We start from the raw sequence: 16132 nt of genomic DNA, 5'->3' as shown, positions 1-16132 counted from the left end.
AGGTTATGAAAAATGGCAGAAGTAAAAGAAAAACGCCATGAAGCGCTTGGCTTAAGTGATGAGCAAGTATTAGAAATGTACCGTACGATGTTACTTGCACGTAAAATTGATGAACGCATGTGGTTATTAAACCGTGCGGGTAAAATTCCATTCGTAATTTCTTGTCAAGGACAAGAAGCGGCGCAAGTAGGAGCAGCGTTTGCACTCGATCGTGAAAAAGATTATGTATTACCTTACTATCGTGATATGGGCGTAGTATTAACATTTGGTATGACAGCAAAAGAACTGATGTTATCTGGATTTGCAAAAGCGGAAGATCCAAACTCAGGTGGTCGTCAAATGCCTGGTCACTTTGGACAGAAGAAAAATCGTATTGTAACAGGATCGTCTCCGGTTACAACGCAAGTACCACATGCCGTTGGGATTGCTTTAGCGGGAAAAATGGAGAAAAAAGATTTAGTAACGTTTGTAACATTTGGTGAAGGTTCTTCTAACCAAGGTGATTTCCACGAAGGTGCGAACTTTGCTGGTGTACATAAGCTACCTGTCATCTTTATGTGTGAAAATAACAAATATGCCATTTCAGTACCACTTGAAAAGCAATTAGCGTGTAAAAATGTATCAGATCGTGCGATTGGATATGGTATGCCAGGATATACGGTAGACGGAAATGACCCACTTGCAGTATATCAAGCTGTAAAAGAGGCGGCAGAACGCGGCAGACGCGGGGAAGGCCCAACGTTAATTGAGACTGTATCATATCGTTTAACAGCACATTCAAGTGATGATGACGATCGTGTATATCGCGATAAAGAAGAGGTGGAAGAAGCGAAGAAGAAAGATTCAATCTTTACATTTGCTGCTTATTTAAAAGAAGTAGGTTTATTGACAGAAGAATCCGAAAAACAAATGTTAGATGAAATTATGCATATCGTAAATGAAGCAACAGAATATGCAGAAAATGCTCCGTATGCAGCACCTGAAGATGCATTGAAGCACGTATACGCAGAATAGGGGGGAACGTTTCATGGCTGTAATGTCTTATATTGACGCGATTACATTGGCAATGCGTGAAGAAATGGAACGCGATGAGAAAGTATTTGTATTAGGAGAAGACGTTGGTAAAAAAGGTGGCGTATTTAAAGCGACAACTGGATTGTATGATCAATTCGGCGAAGAGCGTGCGCTCGATACACCGCTTGCAGAATCTGCAATTGCAGGAGTAGCAATCGGAGCGGCAATGTATGGTATGCGTCCGATTGCGGAAATGCAATTTGCTGATTTTATTATGCCAGCGGTGAACCAAATTGTGTCTGAAGCAGCAAGAATTCGCTATCGTTCTAATAACGACTGGACTTGTCCATTAACGATACGTGCACCATTTGGTGGCGGTGTTCATGGTGCTTTGTATCATTCACAATCCGTAGAAGCATTATTTGCAAACCAACCGGGTTTAAAAATAGTAATTCCTTCTACACCACATGATGCAAAAGGATTATTAAAAGCGGCGATTCGTGATGAAGATCCAGTATTATTCTTTGAACATAAACGTGCATATCGTTTAATTAAAGGCGAAGTACCAGAAGATGACTACGTATTACCGATTGGAAAAGCAGATGTAAAACGTGAAGGCGATGATATTACTGTTATCACATATGGATTATGTGTTCATTTTGCTCTTCAAGCTGCTGAAAAGTTAGCAAAAGATGGCATTTCTGCACATATTCTTGACTTGCGTACTGTATATCCATTAGATAAGGAAGCAATTATTGAAGCTGCTTCAAAAACAGGTAAAGTTCTTCTTGTAACGGAAGATAATAAAGAAGGAAGTATTATGAGCGAAGTATCCGCGATTATCGCTGAAAATTGTCTGTTTGATTTAGATGCACCAATTGCACGTCTTGCAGGTCCAGACGTTCCGGCGATGCCATATGCACCAACAATGGAAAAATTCTTTATGGTAAATCCAGATAAAGTTGAAAAAGCAATGCGTGAACTTGCGGAATTTTAATCGGGGGGACTATACATGGCTGTAGAAAATATTACAATGCCTCAGCTCGGGGAGAGCGTAACAGAAGGTACAATTAGCAAATGGCTTGTAAATGTTGGGGATCATGTGAATAAATATGATCCAATCGCAGAAGTAATGACAGATAAGGTAAATGCAGAAGTACCATCTTCTTTCACCGGGGTTGTGAAAGAGTTAGTTGCAGCGGAAGGAGACACACTTGCTGTAGGGGAAGTTGTTTGTGTCATTCAAGTAGAGGGAGCAGATGAAGTAGCAGCAACAGCTGTAGAAGAGAAAACGAAAGAGGAAGCAAAAGCAGAGGTTGTCTCAGCTGAAAAAGTAGCAAAAACAAAGCAACCAACTGACGGGAAACCTCGTTATTCTCCAGCGGTATTAAAGCTTGCAGGTGAACATAATATCGATTTAAATGTAGTAGAAGGTACAGGAGCAAATGGACGCATTACACGTAAAGATATTTTGAAACTTGTGGAATCAGGAAATATTCCGCAAGCGGATGCGAAAAAAGAGGAAGTAGCTGTATCAACACCTACTCCTCAAGAAGCGCCAAAAGCAGAAGAGAAAGCGCCATTACAAAAAACAGAAGCGAAACCAGTATCTGTACCAACCGTACCTGGTGATATTGAAATTCCAGTAACAGGTGTGCGTAAAGCTATTGCTGCGAATATGTTACGCAGTAAACATGAGGCACCTCACGCTTGGATGATGATTGAAGTAGATGTGACAGATCTTGTATCGTATCGTAACGCAATTAAAAATGAATTTAAGAAACGTGAAGGCTTTAACTTAACATTCTTTGCATTCTTCGTAAAAGCAGTTGCACAAGCGTTAAAAGAATACCCGCAAATTAATTCTATGTGGGCTGGTGATAAAATCGTTCAGAAGAAAGATATTAACCTTTCTATTGCTGTTGCAACAGAAGAGGAATTATTTGTTCCAGTGATTAAACATGCAGACGAAAAAACAATTAAAGGTATTGCTCGTGAAATTACGGAGCTTGCAACGAAAGTTCGTACAAAATCATTAAAACCAGATGAAATGCAAGGCGGTACATTTACAATTAATAACACAGGATCATTTGGTTCTGTTCAATCTATGGGTATTATTAACCATCCACAAGCTGCTATTTTACAAGTAGAATCAATTGTAAAACGTCCGGTTATTATGGATAACGGCATGTTTGGGGCACGTGACATGGTTAATTTATGTTTATCGCTTGATCATCGCGTACTTGACGGTTTGATCTGTGGCAAGTTCTTAGGTCGAGTGAAAGAGATTTTAGAAAATATGTCAGCGGAGAATACATCTGTATATTAATAAAAAGCTCGCGAAATGCGAGCTTTTTACATTTGTACAAAAGGTGATATCTTTCATTTCTATCTTAATATCTGACAATGAGTCATAATGTAGAAAGAATTTATGAAAATACATTGCTGATATCTGGTATATAGATATAAAATAAAAAAAGAATAATCTTTTGCCAAATCTTACTGATGAAACTATAGTATAATATATTGTATTGTATGAAAAAGAGAGGTATTCTATATAAGTGTTTCATAGATAATCTGTAATCAGTCGTCAAAACATGCATAATGTTGACTCCTGGTTTTTTATTTTGCTGTAACAATGTTTCAGGAGGATGTCATGAAAAGAAGTACCGAATTTCTAAAAAGTTTAGATGTAAAGTTAATTTTAATTTTGTTTGCACTATGTGTTACAAGTATAGCGGCTATATATAGCAGTCAACAAACTGGACAATATGGGGATTCAAACTTCGCTTTGAAACAAGGTGTAAACTATATCATAGGGGTTGTCTTGTTACTCCTTGTTGCTAGCGTTGACTTAGATCAACTGCAAAAATTGTCCTGGCCACTCTATATTGTTGGATTTGGTTCATTAATAATTTTGAAGGTATTGCCAACATCGAGCTTTACACCTGAAAAGTTAGGGGCAAAAAGATGGTTTATTTTCCCTGGTATCGGACAAATTCAACCATCTGAGTTTTTCAAAATTTCATTGCTTCTCATCGTTGCAAGTTTAGCGGTGAAACATAATGCACAATATGTGATCCGGACATTTCAAACAGATTTAATATTATTAGGAAAAATTATGTTAGTGTCACTTCCTCCTACGGTAGTTGTATATAGCCAACCAGATACAGGTATGGTGTTCTTATATGCAGCTGCGATCGCGTGTATTTTGTTTATGTCAGGGATTCAAAAGAAGTTAATTGCGTTATGTACAGTTATTCCGGTGACTATATTGTCTACATTAATATTTATATACGTAAAGTATCCAGATTTTTTCTTTAATAAATTAGTTACAATGTTAAAACCTCACCAACAATCACGTATTTTAGGTTGGTTAGATCCATTTGAACATACAGATCAAGGGTATCAAACACAGCAATCCATTTTAGCTGTTGGCAGTGGAGGAATGGAAGGAAAAGGATTTGGCGGTGGAAATGTTTATATTCCAGAGAAACATACTGATTTTATCTTTGCTACGATTGCTGAAGAAGGTGGATTTATCATTGCCGCTCTAGTTATATTCTTGTTTCTTTTACTACTTTATCGAACAATTATTATTGGTTATTCTGCTGATAATCTATTCGGTACATTATTATGTGCTGGAACAATAGGCATATTAACGATTCAAATCTTCCAAAATGTTGGTATGATTGTTGGGTTAATGCCTGTAAAAGGGATTGCACTTCCATTTTTATCATATGGAGGGAGCTCTTTATTCTCGAATATGATTATGATGGGACTCATATTATCGGTACGGAAAACATATAAAAAGTATATGTTTTCCGTTAAGTAACATCTTTAAAAGAAGTTGGTTTGTTTCAGAACAAATCAACTTCTTTTATATATCCTCTCAATTAGCAAGCGCGCATGGCTGAGTTCTATAGAACGAGCAATTCTAGCATATAGATTTTTAAGAATAATTGCACAATTGAGGTGTTGTATTCGCATGATTGTTATTTACTATGATGAACTGCAGTTCAATGATTATGACGTTCATATTTAACATACGTGCTAGTTGAATAGGGGAGACAAGACTCCATTTGAACTGTTCTGCTAACAACAATTGATGAAAGATACACGCATTTTATCATTTTCTACATATGATACAATAGTGTGGACAAAGAAATAACAAAAGGGAGGTGTTTCGATGGGATATGTAGAGGAGTTACGAAAAATAGTTGGTCATCGCCCTTTAATTTTAGTTGGCGCTGTTGTACTTGTAATCAATAAAAAGGGAGAAGTTTTATTACAACAAAGAACAGAGCCGTATGGAAAATGGGGATTGCCCGGTGGCCTAATGGAACTTGGCGAATCACCAGAAGAAACAGCTTACCGCGAAGTTTATGAAGAGACAGGGATTCATGTTAAGAATTTGCGTTTAATTCATGTATTTTCTGGAGCCAACTATTTTACAAAACTAGCGAACGGGGATGAATTTCAATCGGTAACAACAGCTTATTATACAGATGAATATGAAGGAAACCTCAATATGAACACAGCAGAGGCTGTTCAGCTTGCATTCTTTCCAATAAGAGAACTTCCTGATTATATGGTAGGATCGCACAAAAAAATAATTGAAACGTATGAAAAAATAGAAAAAGAAAATAAAAATGCGATATAATAGCTGTAGAAATACAAAAACACAGTTCGGTTGGTAGTCCGGACGCATACGAGTATGTCAGTAACCTTCCCCTCCAGGATGTCCGGTATTTCTGAATCTTTTTTTAGGAGGGGCTGTCGATGGAATTGACAGTATATCACGATGGTCAATACTTTGTTGGAATTATTACGAAAAACGAAAAAGGAAAATTGTATGGAGCGCGTTATATTTTTGGAACAGAGCCATCAGATGAGGAAATTCTCTCATTTGTTAATGGAAAGATGGTCACTTATTTTCAAAATTTTGCTCGCTATGGGGTTGAAGTGAGAACGAAGCAAAGGCCCAAAAATATAAAGCGTCTTATCAGGCAAGCAGCAAAAGGAGTCAATGTCTCGCGTCTTACAAAAGCACAGGAAGCAATCCAATTGTCATATGAATTGCGTAAGAAAGAGAAACAGGTGCTCGCAAAGGAACAACGCGAAGCAGAAAAGCGAAGAAAACGTCTTATGAAAGTACAAAAGGCAAAGCAAAAGCGTCGTGGTCATTAAGAAAAAATCTTAGAGCCTCTTGCTCTAGGATTTTTTTAGATTTAACAACAAAACTAGGAAGTTTACTTGTATTTCGGAAATAGTTACTGGTAAGATACAAATAGGTACACTTAGAGGAGGGAACATTTTGATTAACTTTAATTTTTTTATGAATGATGTCGTTCGTCAAGCTCGCGAAGAAATCGTCTCCGCTGGATATACAGAATTAACAACGCCAGAAGCAGTTGATGAAGCATTGAAAAGAAAAGGTACAACACTTGTAATGGTAAACTCTGTATGTGGCTGTGCAGGCGGAATTGCTCGCCCTGCTGCTGCACATTCTGTTCATTATGATAAACGTCCAGATCATCTCGTAACAGTATTTGCAGGACAAGATAAAGAAGCAACAGCACGTGCACGTGAATATTTTGAAGGATATCCACCTTCCTCTCCATCTTTTGCCTTATTAAAAGACGGAAAGATTGTAACAATGGTAGAGCGCCACGAAATCGAGGGACATGAACCGATGCAAGTCATTGAAAAATTACAGTCCTATTTTGAAGAGAACTGCGAAGAGCTATAAAATAACAAAAGGTCCGTATACGATAATGTATACGGACCTTTTTGTTATTTTATTATGTACATGAGAATTGAATAGATGTAAAATTATTTTTATACAACTTTTATGCATAAAAATAATTCATCTCCTTGTTTTAACCGTCATTATATTTATTTTTATTTTAATTATTGCATAAAAATAAAATGATTGCTACAATACAAACAACGAATAAAAATTCTTGTAAACTGTTAAATATACAATGTTAGGGGGAAGAAATATGAAGAAGGTATTATCGATTTCAATTGCACTTATTTTAATTTTAAGTATGTTTAGTGCATGTAGTAAAGGAGAGGAAAAAGAAGTAGGTGCTGACAAAAATAAAAAGGTGCTTATTATGGGGACTTCAGCAGATTATAAACCGTATGAATATGTGGAAGCATCAAAAAGTGATGAGATTATTGGATTTGATGTCGATATTGCAAAATATATTGGAAAAGAACTTGGATATGAAGTGAAAGTGAAAGATATGGATTTTGGAGGATTGTTAGCATCGCTCAGTTCAGGAAAAGTAGATTTTGTTATGGCCGGTATGACACCAACAGCAGAACGTAAAGAAAATGCAGATTTCACAGATATTTATTTCGTTGCTAAAAATATGATTGTTTCCAAGAAAGATTCTAATATTAAGTCATTGCAAGATTTGAAAGAGAAAAAGGTAGGAGTACAAACTGGTTCTATTCAAGAAGAAAAAGCAAATGAGTTCAAAAAACAAGTGGATCTTAAAGCGGAAGGACGCGACCGTGTACCAGAAATTGTACAAGAAATTAAAGCAGGACGTTTTGATGCTGCTATTTTAGAAGATACGATTGCTAAACATTATTTAGAAAAGGTAAAAGGTTTACAAGGGATTGAAATTCAGGAAGCACCAGAAGAAGTAGGGGCAGCGATTGCTCTTCCAAAAAATAGCGATAAAACAGCAGAGTTTAATAAAGTGATTCAGAAGATGAAAGAAAATGGTGAAATGAATAAATTAGTGAAAAAATGGTTTGGCAGCGAAAAATAAGCTGCCTTTCTATCTTCTGAGAGAGGAATGAACAAAACATGAATCTAGATTTTTCGGCAATAACGCCATCGATACCATATATATTAAAAGGACTAGAAGTTACATTAAAAATTGTAGCTGTTTCAGCTTTAATTGGTTTTATATTAGGGACACTATTAGCTCTTTGTAAGATTGCTAGAATTCGAGTTTTAAATGTTGCAGCGGATCTATATACATCCATATTTCGTGGAACACCACTTGTTTTGCAATTAATGATTATATATTTTGGTGTACCACAAATGATTGGATATGATATTCCAGCTTTTTTAGCCGCAGTCATTGCATTTAGCTTAAATTCAGGTGCATATATGTCTGAGGTCATTCGCGCCGGGATTCAAGCGATTGATAAAGGGCAGACCGAAGCAGCGATAGCGCTAGGTGTACCGTATGGGAAAATGATGAGACATATTATATTACCACAAGCATTAAAAAATATATTACCTGCGCTTGTGAATGAATTTGCAACACTGACGAAGGAATCGGCTGTAGTAACAGTAATTGGTGCAACAGATTTAATGCGTCGCGCTTACATTGTGGGTGGTGAAACATTTAAGTATCTTGAACCATTACTTTTTGTTGGGCTTGTTTATTATATTTTAGTGATTGTACTTACAGTAGTTGGGAAAGCAATTGAAGGGAGAATGAAGAAAAGTGATTAAGATTGAAAATCTTCATAAATCATTTGGAGAACATAAAGTATTAAAAGGAATTACGACAACAATTGAAAAGGAAGAAGTTGTTGCAATTGTTGGACCATCTGGATCGGGGAAATCAACTTTTTTACGTTGTATGAATGTATTGGAAACACCGACAAGCGGAAGTATTTGGATCGGAGATAAAGAAGTAACAAATCTGAAAACGAATATGATGAATGTACGTGAAAAAGTCGGAATGGTATTTCAACATTTTCATTTATTCCCACATATGACCGTGCTAGAAAATATTATATATGCTCCCGTGAATGTAAAAGGGATAGCTAAAGGAACTGCGGAACAAAAAGCAATGGAATTATTGGAAAAAGTAGGATTGCTAAATAAGAAGGGGGCATATCCAAATCGCCTATCTGGAGGTCAAAAGCAACGCGTGGCCATCGCTAGAGCATTAGCTATGGAACCGGAAGTGATGTTATTTGATGAACCAACTTCTGCACTGGATCCTGAGATGGTAAAAGAAGTATTGGAAGTAATGAAATCATTAGTGACTACCGGGATGACAATGGTAATTGTGACACATGAAATGGGGTTTGCGAAAGAAGTAGCGGATCGTGTCCTTTTCTTAGATGGTGGGAAACTTGTTGAAGATACAACTCCGCAGCAATTTTTTACAGAGCCAAAGAGCGATCGTGCGAAAGTTTTTTTACAAAAAATATTGTAATGTGTCAAGGTTAAGTGAATAATAAAAGAAAAGGATGACAGTTTGTCGTCCTTTTTTTATACTTATCGTAAATACGTTTATACATATAGGAGCAATAATATGTTTAAAATCGGATATCGTACAGTAAAAACAGCAGTTGGAACAGGAATCGCTGTCTTTGTTGCTCAGCTTTTTGGATTAGAGTTTTATAGTTCAGCAGGGATTTTAGTGATTTTATGTGTACAAAATACAAAGCGAAAATCATTACAAGTATCGTTACATCGTTTTTTAGCATGTGTATTATCGATGGCATTTTCATTTTGTATTTTTGAGACAATTGGTTATACACCACTTGCTATTAGTTTATTGTTGCTTACTTTTATTCCAACAGCAGTTATGTGTAAGATTCAAGAAGGAATTGTGACAAGTTCCGTTATTGTTATGCACCTCTATTCATTAAAACATATTACTTGGTCAGCGATTGGAAATGAAGTTGCTGTGTTAACGATTGGAATTAGTGTCGCTTTATTAGTGAATATGTATATGCCGAGTGCAGAAAAGAAATTAAAGGAATATCAAGAGCAAGTAGAATCGAATTTTAAAACGATTTTATTTGAGATAGCAGCATACTTACGCAATCGAGAGAGTACGTGGTCGGGAAAAGAATTAATTGAAACAGAGGAAATCTTGAAACGAGCGAAGGATGTATCGTTCAAAAAGTTAGAAAATCAATTTATGCGAGAAGATGATTATTATTATCGATATTTCGATATGCGCTTTCAGCAATTTGAAATTTTAGAGAGAATTATGCCGCTTGCCGCTTCATTATCTTGGTCTTACGAACAAGCGGAAATGATTGCAGAAGTGATTGAAAATGTTGGGAATTCGATTCGTCCTGAAAGTACAGGGTTAATATCACTTAGACAGCTTCAAGAGATGCGCGAATTGTTTCGAGACATGCCTCTTCCAGAGACACGTGAGGAATTTGAAATACGTGCGAAACTTTTTCAACTCGTATATGAAATGGAACAATATTTACTCATTAAAAGCCGATTTAAAGGAAAGGATAATATAAAAGAACTTATATAAGGAGGCAGGAATTGCATATGCCATTTCTTATCTCGTTATTATTACTTTTTTCCCTTTCCCCCATTTGGCCCCTTGGTGATAATCCGCGAGTTGGTGATCCTTTCATTATTGTAAATAAAGAGAACAATAAACTTGCGTATATTAACGATGGGAAAATTCAAAATATGTTTCCTATTGCAACTGGAAAAACAAATGAACTCACACCAGAGGGAACATTTGATATTGTGATGAAAGCAAAAAATCCTTACTATATTGCGAAAAATATTCCAGGAGGATCACCAAAAAATCCACTTGGATCAAGGTGGATGGGATTTAATGCAAGAGGAACCGATGGAAGCAAATATGGTATTCATGGTACAAATCAACCGAGTTCGATTGGGAAATATATTTCACAAGGATGTATTCGGATGAAGAAACATGATGTGGAGTATTTATTTGATCGTGTTCCAATCGGAACAAAAGTATGGATTGTCAAATCGAAGAAATCCTTCTCGCAGCTGGCGAAAGAAAAAGGAGCGATTCGCTAGAGAGAGTCAATCATATAAGGTAAATGTTCTTTACATTTACCTTATATGATTAGCATGTGTGCATGTTCATGCGTTAATGAAAATATATAAAGGTAGGAAGAAAGGAATTGCTTATATGTATGTGAAGTCAAAGATTTCGTACGCGCAATTTTTAATTGGTTTTCTATTTATTATTACTTTTATATTAACGATTTTTAATATATGCAATTTTTTCGTATCTATTCTATTTATGGCATTGTTAAATTTAACATTTGTAGTTGGAGCATTTCAGCAAAAACAGTATACAAGTTTTGTGATGGCTCTTATGATGATGTTTTCATTTAGTATTGTAGCAATTTTGTTAGTAATCAAGTAGATATCTATTTTGTTTCATGAAACAAGGCTGTTATTTTCTATGAGAATATACAGCCTTGTTTTTATCCCGCTATTTTAGGGCAGCGCGATTGGTGAGGGCTCATAATCAGTGGGGGATGAAGAAAACCCCCACTGATTAAAGTTACACTTTATTAATAGAGATAAAGTGTAACTTTAATTAGCGAGAGTCCTGTTGCTCACCAATAGCAGAATAAAATATAAAAAAGTAAATGTACACTTTTTACCAAAACATACTTGCACCAGCAAGCAGTGTTGTTACAAGCATGGAAATAAGCATGATATATACCATAATTTTTTGTGCTTTTTTATTCATAATGGGCCTCCTTGCAGTCATTACAAGTTTATTGTAACGAGAAACGAAAGAGGGGACAAGGGGAAAGACAAAGTTTGGGAAGTGTCTAGGAAGATAACAGGAAAATTTGCGATACATAGAGAATATAACAAAGTAAGGGAATACTTTTTACGGTGACTTTTAACAGTTTTGTAAGCTGAAGAATGGAGATACGATGATGAAAATATATGAAACAGAGCGTTTACAATTAAGGGAAATTGACGAGTCGTATGCAAAGCAAGTTCTTCAATATTACGACAAAAATCGCGACTTTTTAAAAGCATGGGAAGAATATAGACCAGATGATTTTTTTACATTAGAGTATCAAATAAAGCGACTTAAAAAAGATAGAAAAGAAGTAGCAGAGGGGAAAATGATCCGGCTATGGATATTTAAAAAAGAGGATGATACAAATATTATTGGCTGTATTTCGTTCAATTTAATTGTGAGAGGTGTTTATCAATCATGTGTTCTTGGCTATAAGTTAGATAAGGATGAATTGAATAAAGGATATACAACAGAAGCACTTAGAAAGGCAATTGAGGTAGCTTTTCAAGAAGCTCGTTTACATCGAATCGAAGCGCCAATTATGCCTCGAAATTTAGCATCGATTCAAGTTGTCACAAAACTTGGATTTCAATATGAAGGTGTATCTCGAAAAATGTTAATGGTCAATGGAGTGTGGGAAGATCATATGCGATGGGTTCTTTTAAATGAGTCAAAGTAAACAGATGGTTATATAGATGTACGAACCATCTGTTTTTTGTCATGTATTTCGAAAATTTCGCGAAATTCTGTTATAATGAATAGTGTACATACATAATGGTAGTGCAGGAGGCGCAGTTTTATGATTAATCAAGAACGTTTAGTCAATGAATTTATGGAATTAGTACAAGTAGATTCTGAAACGAAATTTGAGGCGGAAATTTGCAAAGTGTTAACAGAGAAATTTACCGCTTTAGGTGTTGAAGTATTTGAAGACGATACAATGGATGCAACGGGACATGGGGCAGGTAATCTAATTTGTACGTTACCAGCAACAAAAGAAGACGTAGATACAATTTATTTTACTTCTCATATGGATACAGTAGTTCCGGGAAAAGGAATTAAACCTTCTATTAAAGATGGGTATATTGTATCTGATGGTACTACAATTTTAGGGTCAGATGATAAAGCGGGATTAGCAGCGATGTTTGAAGCAATCCGCGTTTTAAAAGAAAAGAATATTCCGCATGGGAAAATTGAGTTTATTATTACAGTTGGTGAAGAATCAGGTCTTGTCGGTGCAAAAGCATTAGAACGCGAACGCATTACAGCGAAATATGGTTATGCGTTAGATAGCGATGGAAAAGTTGGTGAAATTGTAGTCGCAGCGCCAACGCAAGCAAAAGTAAATGCAATTATTCGTGGGAAAACAGCACATGCTGGTGTAGCGCCAGAAAAAGGCGTATCTGCTATTACAATTGCAGCAAAAGCAATTGCCAAAATGCCACTTGGACGCATTGATTCTGAAACAACTGCAAATATCGGTCGGTTCGAAGGGGGAACACAAACAAATATCGTTTGTGACCATGTGCAAATTTTTGCGGAAGCACGTTCTCTAGTAGAAGAAAAAATGCAAGCACAAGTTGCGAAAATGAAAGAAGCATTTGAAACTACTGCACAAGAAATGGGTGGTCAAGCAGAAGTAGAAGTAAAAGTCATGTATCCAGGGTTTAAATTTGCTGATGGCGATCATGTCGTAGAAGTAGCAAAACGTGCAGCTGAAAAAATTGGCCGTACACCATCTCTTCATCAAAGTGGTGGCGGAAGTGATGCAAATGTAATTGCTGGACATGGTATCCCAACCGTGAACTTAGCAGTAGGGTATGAGGAAATTCATACAACAAACGAAAAAATTCCTGTTGAAGAACTTACAAAAACAGCTGAATTAGTTGTTGCTATTATTGAAGAAGTAGCAAAATAACAATCAAACAACGTGTAAATCCGTCATGGGTTTGCACGTTTTTTATTGTTATTTCTTTTTTAGTATAGTTATGGATAAGAGATAGAAAAAAGAACAAATTTTTACGAGACCATACCACTATTGTAAATAAATCTGATATAATAAAAGAACAAATGTTCTTTGTGAGGTGGATAATATGCGAGAAATGTATCCGAAAAATGGACATGTTATTTTACATGTTGACATGAATTGTTTTTTCGCATCGGTTGAAATTGCACATGATCCATCGTTAAAAGGAAAAACGCTAGCAATTGCAGGAAATGAAAAAGAGCGAAAAGGAATTATTGTGACATGCAGCTATGAAGCGAGAGAATACGGGATACGTACAACGATGCAACTTTGGGAAGCAAAGAAGTTATGTCCCCATTTAATTGTGAAGCAGCCGAATTTTACATTATATCGAGAAGCTTCTTTTCAAATGTTTCAAATTCTCTCTCGTTTCACAGAGAAAATCCAACCGGTATCGATAGATGAAGGATATTTAGACATTACAGATTGCTATGCGCTTGGTACGCCAATTGAAATTGCAAAAATGATTCAACAGACATTAGTAACAGAATTGCAACTTCCATGTAGCATCGGGATAGCACCAAATCTCTTTCTTGCGAAAACAGCTTCTGATATGCAAAAGCCGCTCGGTATTACAGTGCTGCGCAAGCGAGATATTCCGTACATGCTTTGGCCACGTTCCGTTGAAAGTATGCATGGAATTGGGAAGAAAACAGCAGAGAAATTAAATGAAATTCATATATATACGATTGAACAGTTAGCAAAGGGAGACGAACATATTATTCGTGCGAAGCTTGGAAAGCATGGTGTTGACTTACAAAAACGGGCAAAAGGTATCGATGATCGAAAGGTTGATCCAAATCAAATGGGGCAACATAAAAGCGTTGGAAATTCAATGACTTTTTCAAAGGATATGGATGAAGAGAAGGAATTGCTTGATATGCTGAAGAAATTATCAAAATCGGTAAGCAGTAGATTACAAAAACGTACGCTCGTTAGCTACAATATTCAAATTATAATTAAATATTATGATAGGCGTACAATCACGCGAAGTAAACAATTAAAAAATGCAGTTTGGGAAGAGCGCGATATATTTCAAGCAGCTTCTCGTTTATGGAAACAGCATTGGAATGGTGATTCTATTCGTTTACTCGGTGTTACAGCGACTGAACTAGAATGGAAAACGGAATCGGTCAAGCAATTAGATTTATTCTCATTTGAGCAAGATGCAAAAGAAGAGCCGTTATTAGCCGTTATCGAACAAATTAATGATAAGTATGGAACGCCGCTGTTACAACGAGGGAGTCAATTGTTACGCAAACAAGAGAAATCGTTCCAACAAAGATTAGAAAATAAATTTCTATAGAAAGTGCCATGATTACATATAAGCATCATGACACTTTTTTCTTTAGCGAGAGTTTGGAAATACTCTTCGAACCGTTTCATTAAATTCCTCAATTAGTCCTCTTACGGGTTTCCCTTGATCAATTTTGGCAGCATAATCTCTCATGCGATTAACGAAATCAGGGTTTGAAGAAACAAAGACATAACGAATATTTGGATCAATTGCTCTTACTTGATCAGCAACTCTTTTTTCTAATTCTCTTGTGAGTTCCCCTTTTACATGATCTCGTAAAACAACAGCAACGTAGGCGTTTCTATTTGTAACAATTACATTTGCTGTGTCGATTTCTTTTAGCTCCACAATGCGGTCTGCTGCCTTATTGGCTATGTGCAGTCGTGTGTCATTATTTGTTATATCATTTGGAACATTTCTTCCCCTTTGAAGATCTGTTTGATTTCCTTCGTATCTAACATTTCGAATGTTATCGTGATCTCGATTATCTAAAGCGTTATCTTTTTGATTTCCAGCACAGCCAAAGAGTGAGATGGTTGCTAGTGAAATAATGGAACATATTTTAAGCTTTTTCATGGCTCTTCCTCCTTCATGGTAGTATGTTTTTAAAATGACCAATAGGAGATTTATTATTCATATTGAAACGGACATATTTTTTATAGAGTGGATGGGAAATGATATGAATAGTTGATAAATGGGGCAGAAGAGAATAGGATGTCCTTTGATGATTTGACTGAGAAATATATATAACAGGAAATGGGTATATGAAATGAGTAAGGAAGCACCTATTTGGGTGCTTTCTTACTTTAGAGATTATGAGATTGTAGGATTTGTATAAATAATAATCTCTGTATTGTTTGCTGTTGAAATACGTTGTGCATAATATGTGATAGAGGAAGAGATGTATTCCGGTACCGTTTGATTCGTATGCGATGATGTATATTCATGGATTAATTCCTTTAAAGTTGACCATTTCAGCTGGGTCGGATAATTAGAAACAAATGAGCTTACCCAACGATCAAATGAAGACGAAAAATCAGTTTGTAAACGAAATACTTCTTTCATAATAAGACGCTCCCTTTATTTTTTATACAATTATTTTATCATAAAACACGAACAATTTACAAAATTTTATTTCTTATTGTTCGTATTATATAGATGTCTAGATAGCTTGTTAAGGAGATTACATTTGCCATTTTACATAACATTCCGTAAGATGAAAGATAGACTATATAAAGAGCT

19 protein-coding genes are annotated in these 16132 nt (G+C 35.9%); 16 read left to right on the top strand and 3 right to left on the bottom strand.

All coding sequences use genetic code 11. The features are described 5' to 3' along the window. The first annotated feature begins 12 nt into the window (after positions 1 to 12). The 13 genes from bfmBAA (at position 13) to MR056_RS01695 (ending at position 11168) form a co-directional block, all read left to right on the top strand. Entirely contained in the window at positions 13 to 1014 is a 1002-nt protein-coding gene (gene bfmBAA, locus MR056_RS01755; RefSeq protein WP_012095316.1) for a 3-methyl-2-oxobutanoate dehydrogenase subunit alpha, read from the top strand. 13 nt (positions 1015 to 1027) lie between these two features. Beyond that, a complete protein-coding gene (gene bfmBAB, locus MR056_RS01750) occupies positions 1028 to 2011 on the top strand; it encodes a 3-methyl-2-oxobutanoate dehydrogenase subunit beta (protein WP_087099092.1) in 984 nt (327 codons plus the stop codon). 15 nt (positions 2012 to 2026) lie between these two features. Further along, positions 2027 to 3343, top strand: coding sequence for a dihydrolipoamide acetyltransferase family protein (locus MR056_RS01745; RefSeq protein WP_087099090.1), 1317 nt, complete (start codon positions 2027 to 2029; stop codon positions 3341 to 3343). A 327-nt stretch (positions 3344 to 3670) separates the two neighbouring features. After that, positions 3671 to 4849: an FtsW/RodA/SpoVE family cell cycle protein gene (locus tag MR056_RS01740; RefSeq protein WP_048721694.1), complete on the top strand. Its 1179-nt coding sequence runs from the start codon at positions 3671 to 3673 to the stop codon at positions 4847 to 4849. Between the two features lie 354 nt (positions 4850 to 5203). Continuing rightward, entirely contained in the window at positions 5204 to 5677 is a 474-nt protein-coding gene (locus MR056_RS01735) for an NUDIX hydrolase (protein ID WP_012095312.1), read from the top strand. Positions 5678 to 5796: 119 nt separating this feature from the next. Next, positions 5797 to 6204: a YjdF family protein gene (locus MR056_RS01730; protein ID WP_012095311.1), complete on the top strand. Its 408-nt coding sequence runs from the start codon at positions 5797 to 5799 to the stop codon at positions 6202 to 6204. Between the two features lie 148 nt (positions 6205 to 6352). Further along, positions 6353 to 6766 carry a BrxA/BrxB family bacilliredoxin gene (locus MR056_RS01725; protein ID WP_048722048.1) on the top strand — a complete coding sequence of 138 codons (414 nt, stop codon included), beginning with the start codon at positions 6353 to 6355 and terminating at the stop codon, positions 6764 to 6766. A 253-nt stretch (positions 6767 to 7019) separates the two neighbouring features. Continuing rightward, positions 7020 to 7805, top strand: coding sequence for a transporter substrate-binding domain-containing protein (locus tag MR056_RS01720; protein ID WP_087099089.1), 786 nt, complete (start codon positions 7020 to 7022; stop codon positions 7803 to 7805). A 38-nt stretch (positions 7806 to 7843) separates the two neighbouring features. Further along, the gene (locus MR056_RS01715) at positions 7844 to 8503 is read left to right on the top strand and encodes an amino acid ABC transporter permease (protein ID WP_012095308.1); all 660 of its coding nucleotides are present in this window, start codon (positions 7844 to 7846) and stop codon (positions 8501 to 8503) included. Beyond that, positions 8496 to 9218, top strand: coding sequence for an amino acid ABC transporter ATP-binding protein (locus tag MR056_RS01710; RefSeq protein WP_087099087.1), 723 nt, complete (start codon positions 8496 to 8498; stop codon positions 9216 to 9218). Before MR056_RS01715 ends, MR056_RS01710 begins: the two co-directional genes overlap by 8 nt. A 99-nt stretch (positions 9219 to 9317) precedes the next feature. Further along, positions 9318 to 10286, top strand: coding sequence for an aromatic acid exporter family protein (locus MR056_RS01705; protein ID WP_012095306.1), 969 nt, complete (start codon positions 9318 to 9320; stop codon positions 10284 to 10286). Between the two features lie 17 nt (positions 10287 to 10303). Beyond that, positions 10304 to 10813, top strand: coding sequence for a L,D-transpeptidase (locus MR056_RS01700; protein ID WP_012095305.1), 510 nt, complete (start codon positions 10304 to 10306; stop codon positions 10811 to 10813). Positions 10814 to 10928: 115 nt separating this feature from the next. Beyond that, positions 10929 to 11168, top strand: coding sequence for a DUF3894 domain-containing protein (locus tag MR056_RS01695; RefSeq protein WP_012095304.1), 240 nt, complete (start codon positions 10929 to 10931; stop codon positions 11166 to 11168). Between the two features lie 240 nt (positions 11169 to 11408). Here MR056_RS01695 and prli42 read toward each other — a convergent pair whose 3' ends face one another. Further along, on the bottom strand, positions 11409 to 11501 hold the full coding sequence (prli42, locus tag MR056_RS01690) for a stressosome-associated protein Prli42 (RefSeq protein ID WP_087095325.1): 93 nt from the start codon (positions 11499 to 11501) through the stop codon (positions 11409 to 11411). A gap of 196 nt (positions 11502 to 11697) precedes the next feature. Between prli42 and MR056_RS01685 the strand changes: the two genes are divergently transcribed. The 3 genes from MR056_RS01685 (at position 11698) to MR056_RS01675 (ending at position 14899) form a co-directional block, all read left to right on the top strand. Further along, complete coding sequence (locus MR056_RS01685; protein WP_041810000.1) at positions 11698 to 12246, top strand: GNAT family N-acetyltransferase; 549 nt, start codon at positions 11698 to 11700, stop codon at positions 12244 to 12246. A gap of 120 nt (positions 12247 to 12366) precedes the next feature. Then, positions 12367 to 13485 (top strand): tripeptidase T, encoded by a 1119-nt coding sequence (locus tag MR056_RS01680; protein ID WP_012095301.1) that lies wholly within the window; start codon positions 12367 to 12369, stop codon positions 13483 to 13485. 175 nt (positions 13486 to 13660) lie between these two features. Next, entirely contained in the window at positions 13661 to 14899 is a 1239-nt protein-coding gene (locus MR056_RS01675; protein ID WP_087099085.1) for a DNA polymerase IV, read from the top strand. Between the two features lie 42 nt (positions 14900 to 14941). Here MR056_RS01675 and MR056_RS01670 read toward each other — a convergent pair whose 3' ends face one another. Together MR056_RS01670 and MR056_RS01665 are read right to left on the bottom strand one after the other, a co-directional pair. After that, on the bottom strand, positions 14942 to 15466 hold the full coding sequence (locus MR056_RS01670) for a YhcN/YlaJ family sporulation lipoprotein (RefSeq protein ID WP_048721704.1): 525 nt from the start codon (positions 15464 to 15466) through the stop codon (positions 14942 to 14944). Positions 15467 to 15703: 237 nt separating this feature from the next. Continuing rightward, positions 15704 to 15955: a DUF3932 family protein gene (locus MR056_RS01665; protein ID WP_012095298.1), complete on the bottom strand. Its 252-nt coding sequence runs from the start codon at positions 15953 to 15955 to the stop codon at positions 15704 to 15706. Positions 15956 to 16132 lie beyond the last annotated feature (177 nt).

The organism is Bacillus cereus group sp. BfR-BA-01360 (assembly GCF_022663595.1).
In the GTDB taxonomy this organism is placed as follows: Bacteria; Bacillota; Bacilli; order Bacillales; family Bacillaceae_G; genus Bacillus_A; species Bacillus_A cytotoxicus.
Note: the sequence above shows the minus strand (reverse complement) of the source record. Positions and strands in the feature narration are given on the sequence as shown.

Bases quoted from the DNA above. Each gene is read 5' to 3' on its own strand.
- bfmBAA (WP_012095316.1), top strand. From the start codon at position 13: ATGGCAGAAGTAAAAGAAAAACGCCATGAAGCGCTTGGCTTAAGTGAT.
- bfmBAB (WP_087099092.1), top strand. From the start codon at position 1,028: ATGGCTGTAATGTCTTATATTGACGCGATTACATTGGCAATGCGTGAA.
- MR056_RS01745 (WP_087099090.1), top strand. From the start codon at position 2,027: ATGGCTGTAGAAAATATTACAATGCCTCAGCTCGGGGAGAGCGTAACA.
- MR056_RS01740 (WP_048721694.1), top strand. From the start codon at position 3,671: ATGAAAAGAAGTACCGAATTTCTAAAAAGTTTAGATGTAAAGTTAATT.
- MR056_RS01735 (WP_012095312.1), top strand. From the start codon at position 5,204: ATGGGATATGTAGAGGAGTTACGAAAAATAGTTGGTCATCGCCCTTTA.
- MR056_RS01730 (WP_012095311.1), top strand. From the start codon at position 5,797: ATGGAATTGACAGTATATCACGATGGTCAATACTTTGTTGGAATTATT.
- MR056_RS01725 (WP_048722048.1), top strand. From the start codon at position 6,353: ATGAATGATGTCGTTCGTCAAGCTCGCGAAGAAATCGTCTCCGCTGGA.
- MR056_RS01720 (WP_087099089.1), top strand. From the start codon at position 7,020: ATGAAGAAGGTATTATCGATTTCAATTGCACTTATTTTAATTTTAAGT.
- MR056_RS01715 (WP_012095308.1), top strand. From the start codon at position 7,844: ATGAATCTAGATTTTTCGGCAATAACGCCATCGATACCATATATATTA.
- MR056_RS01705 (WP_012095306.1), top strand. From the start codon at position 9,318: ATGTTTAAAATCGGATATCGTACAGTAAAAACAGCAGTTGGAACAGGA.
- MR056_RS01700 (WP_012095305.1), top strand. From the start codon at position 10,304: ATGCCATTTCTTATCTCGTTATTATTACTTTTTTCCCTTTCCCCCATT.
- MR056_RS01695 (WP_012095304.1), top strand. From the start codon at position 10,929: ATGTATGTGAAGTCAAAGATTTCGTACGCGCAATTTTTAATTGGTTTT.
- prli42 (WP_087095325.1), bottom strand. From the start codon at position 11,501: ATGAATAAAAAAGCACAAAAAATTATGGTATATATCATGCTTATTTCC.
- MR056_RS01685 (WP_041810000.1), top strand. From the start codon at position 11,698: ATGAAAATATATGAAACAGAGCGTTTACAATTAAGGGAAATTGACGAG.
- MR056_RS01680 (WP_012095301.1), top strand. From the start codon at position 12,367: ATGATTAATCAAGAACGTTTAGTCAATGAATTTATGGAATTAGTACAA.
- MR056_RS01675 (WP_087099085.1), top strand. From the start codon at position 13,661: ATGCGAGAAATGTATCCGAAAAATGGACATGTTATTTTACATGTTGAC.
- MR056_RS01670 (WP_048721704.1), bottom strand. From the start codon at position 15,466: ATGAAAAAGCTTAAAATATGTTCCATTATTTCACTAGCAACCATCTCA.
- MR056_RS01665 (WP_012095298.1), bottom strand. From the start codon at position 15,955: ATGAAAGAAGTATTTCGTTTACAAACTGATTTTTCGTCTTCATTTGAT.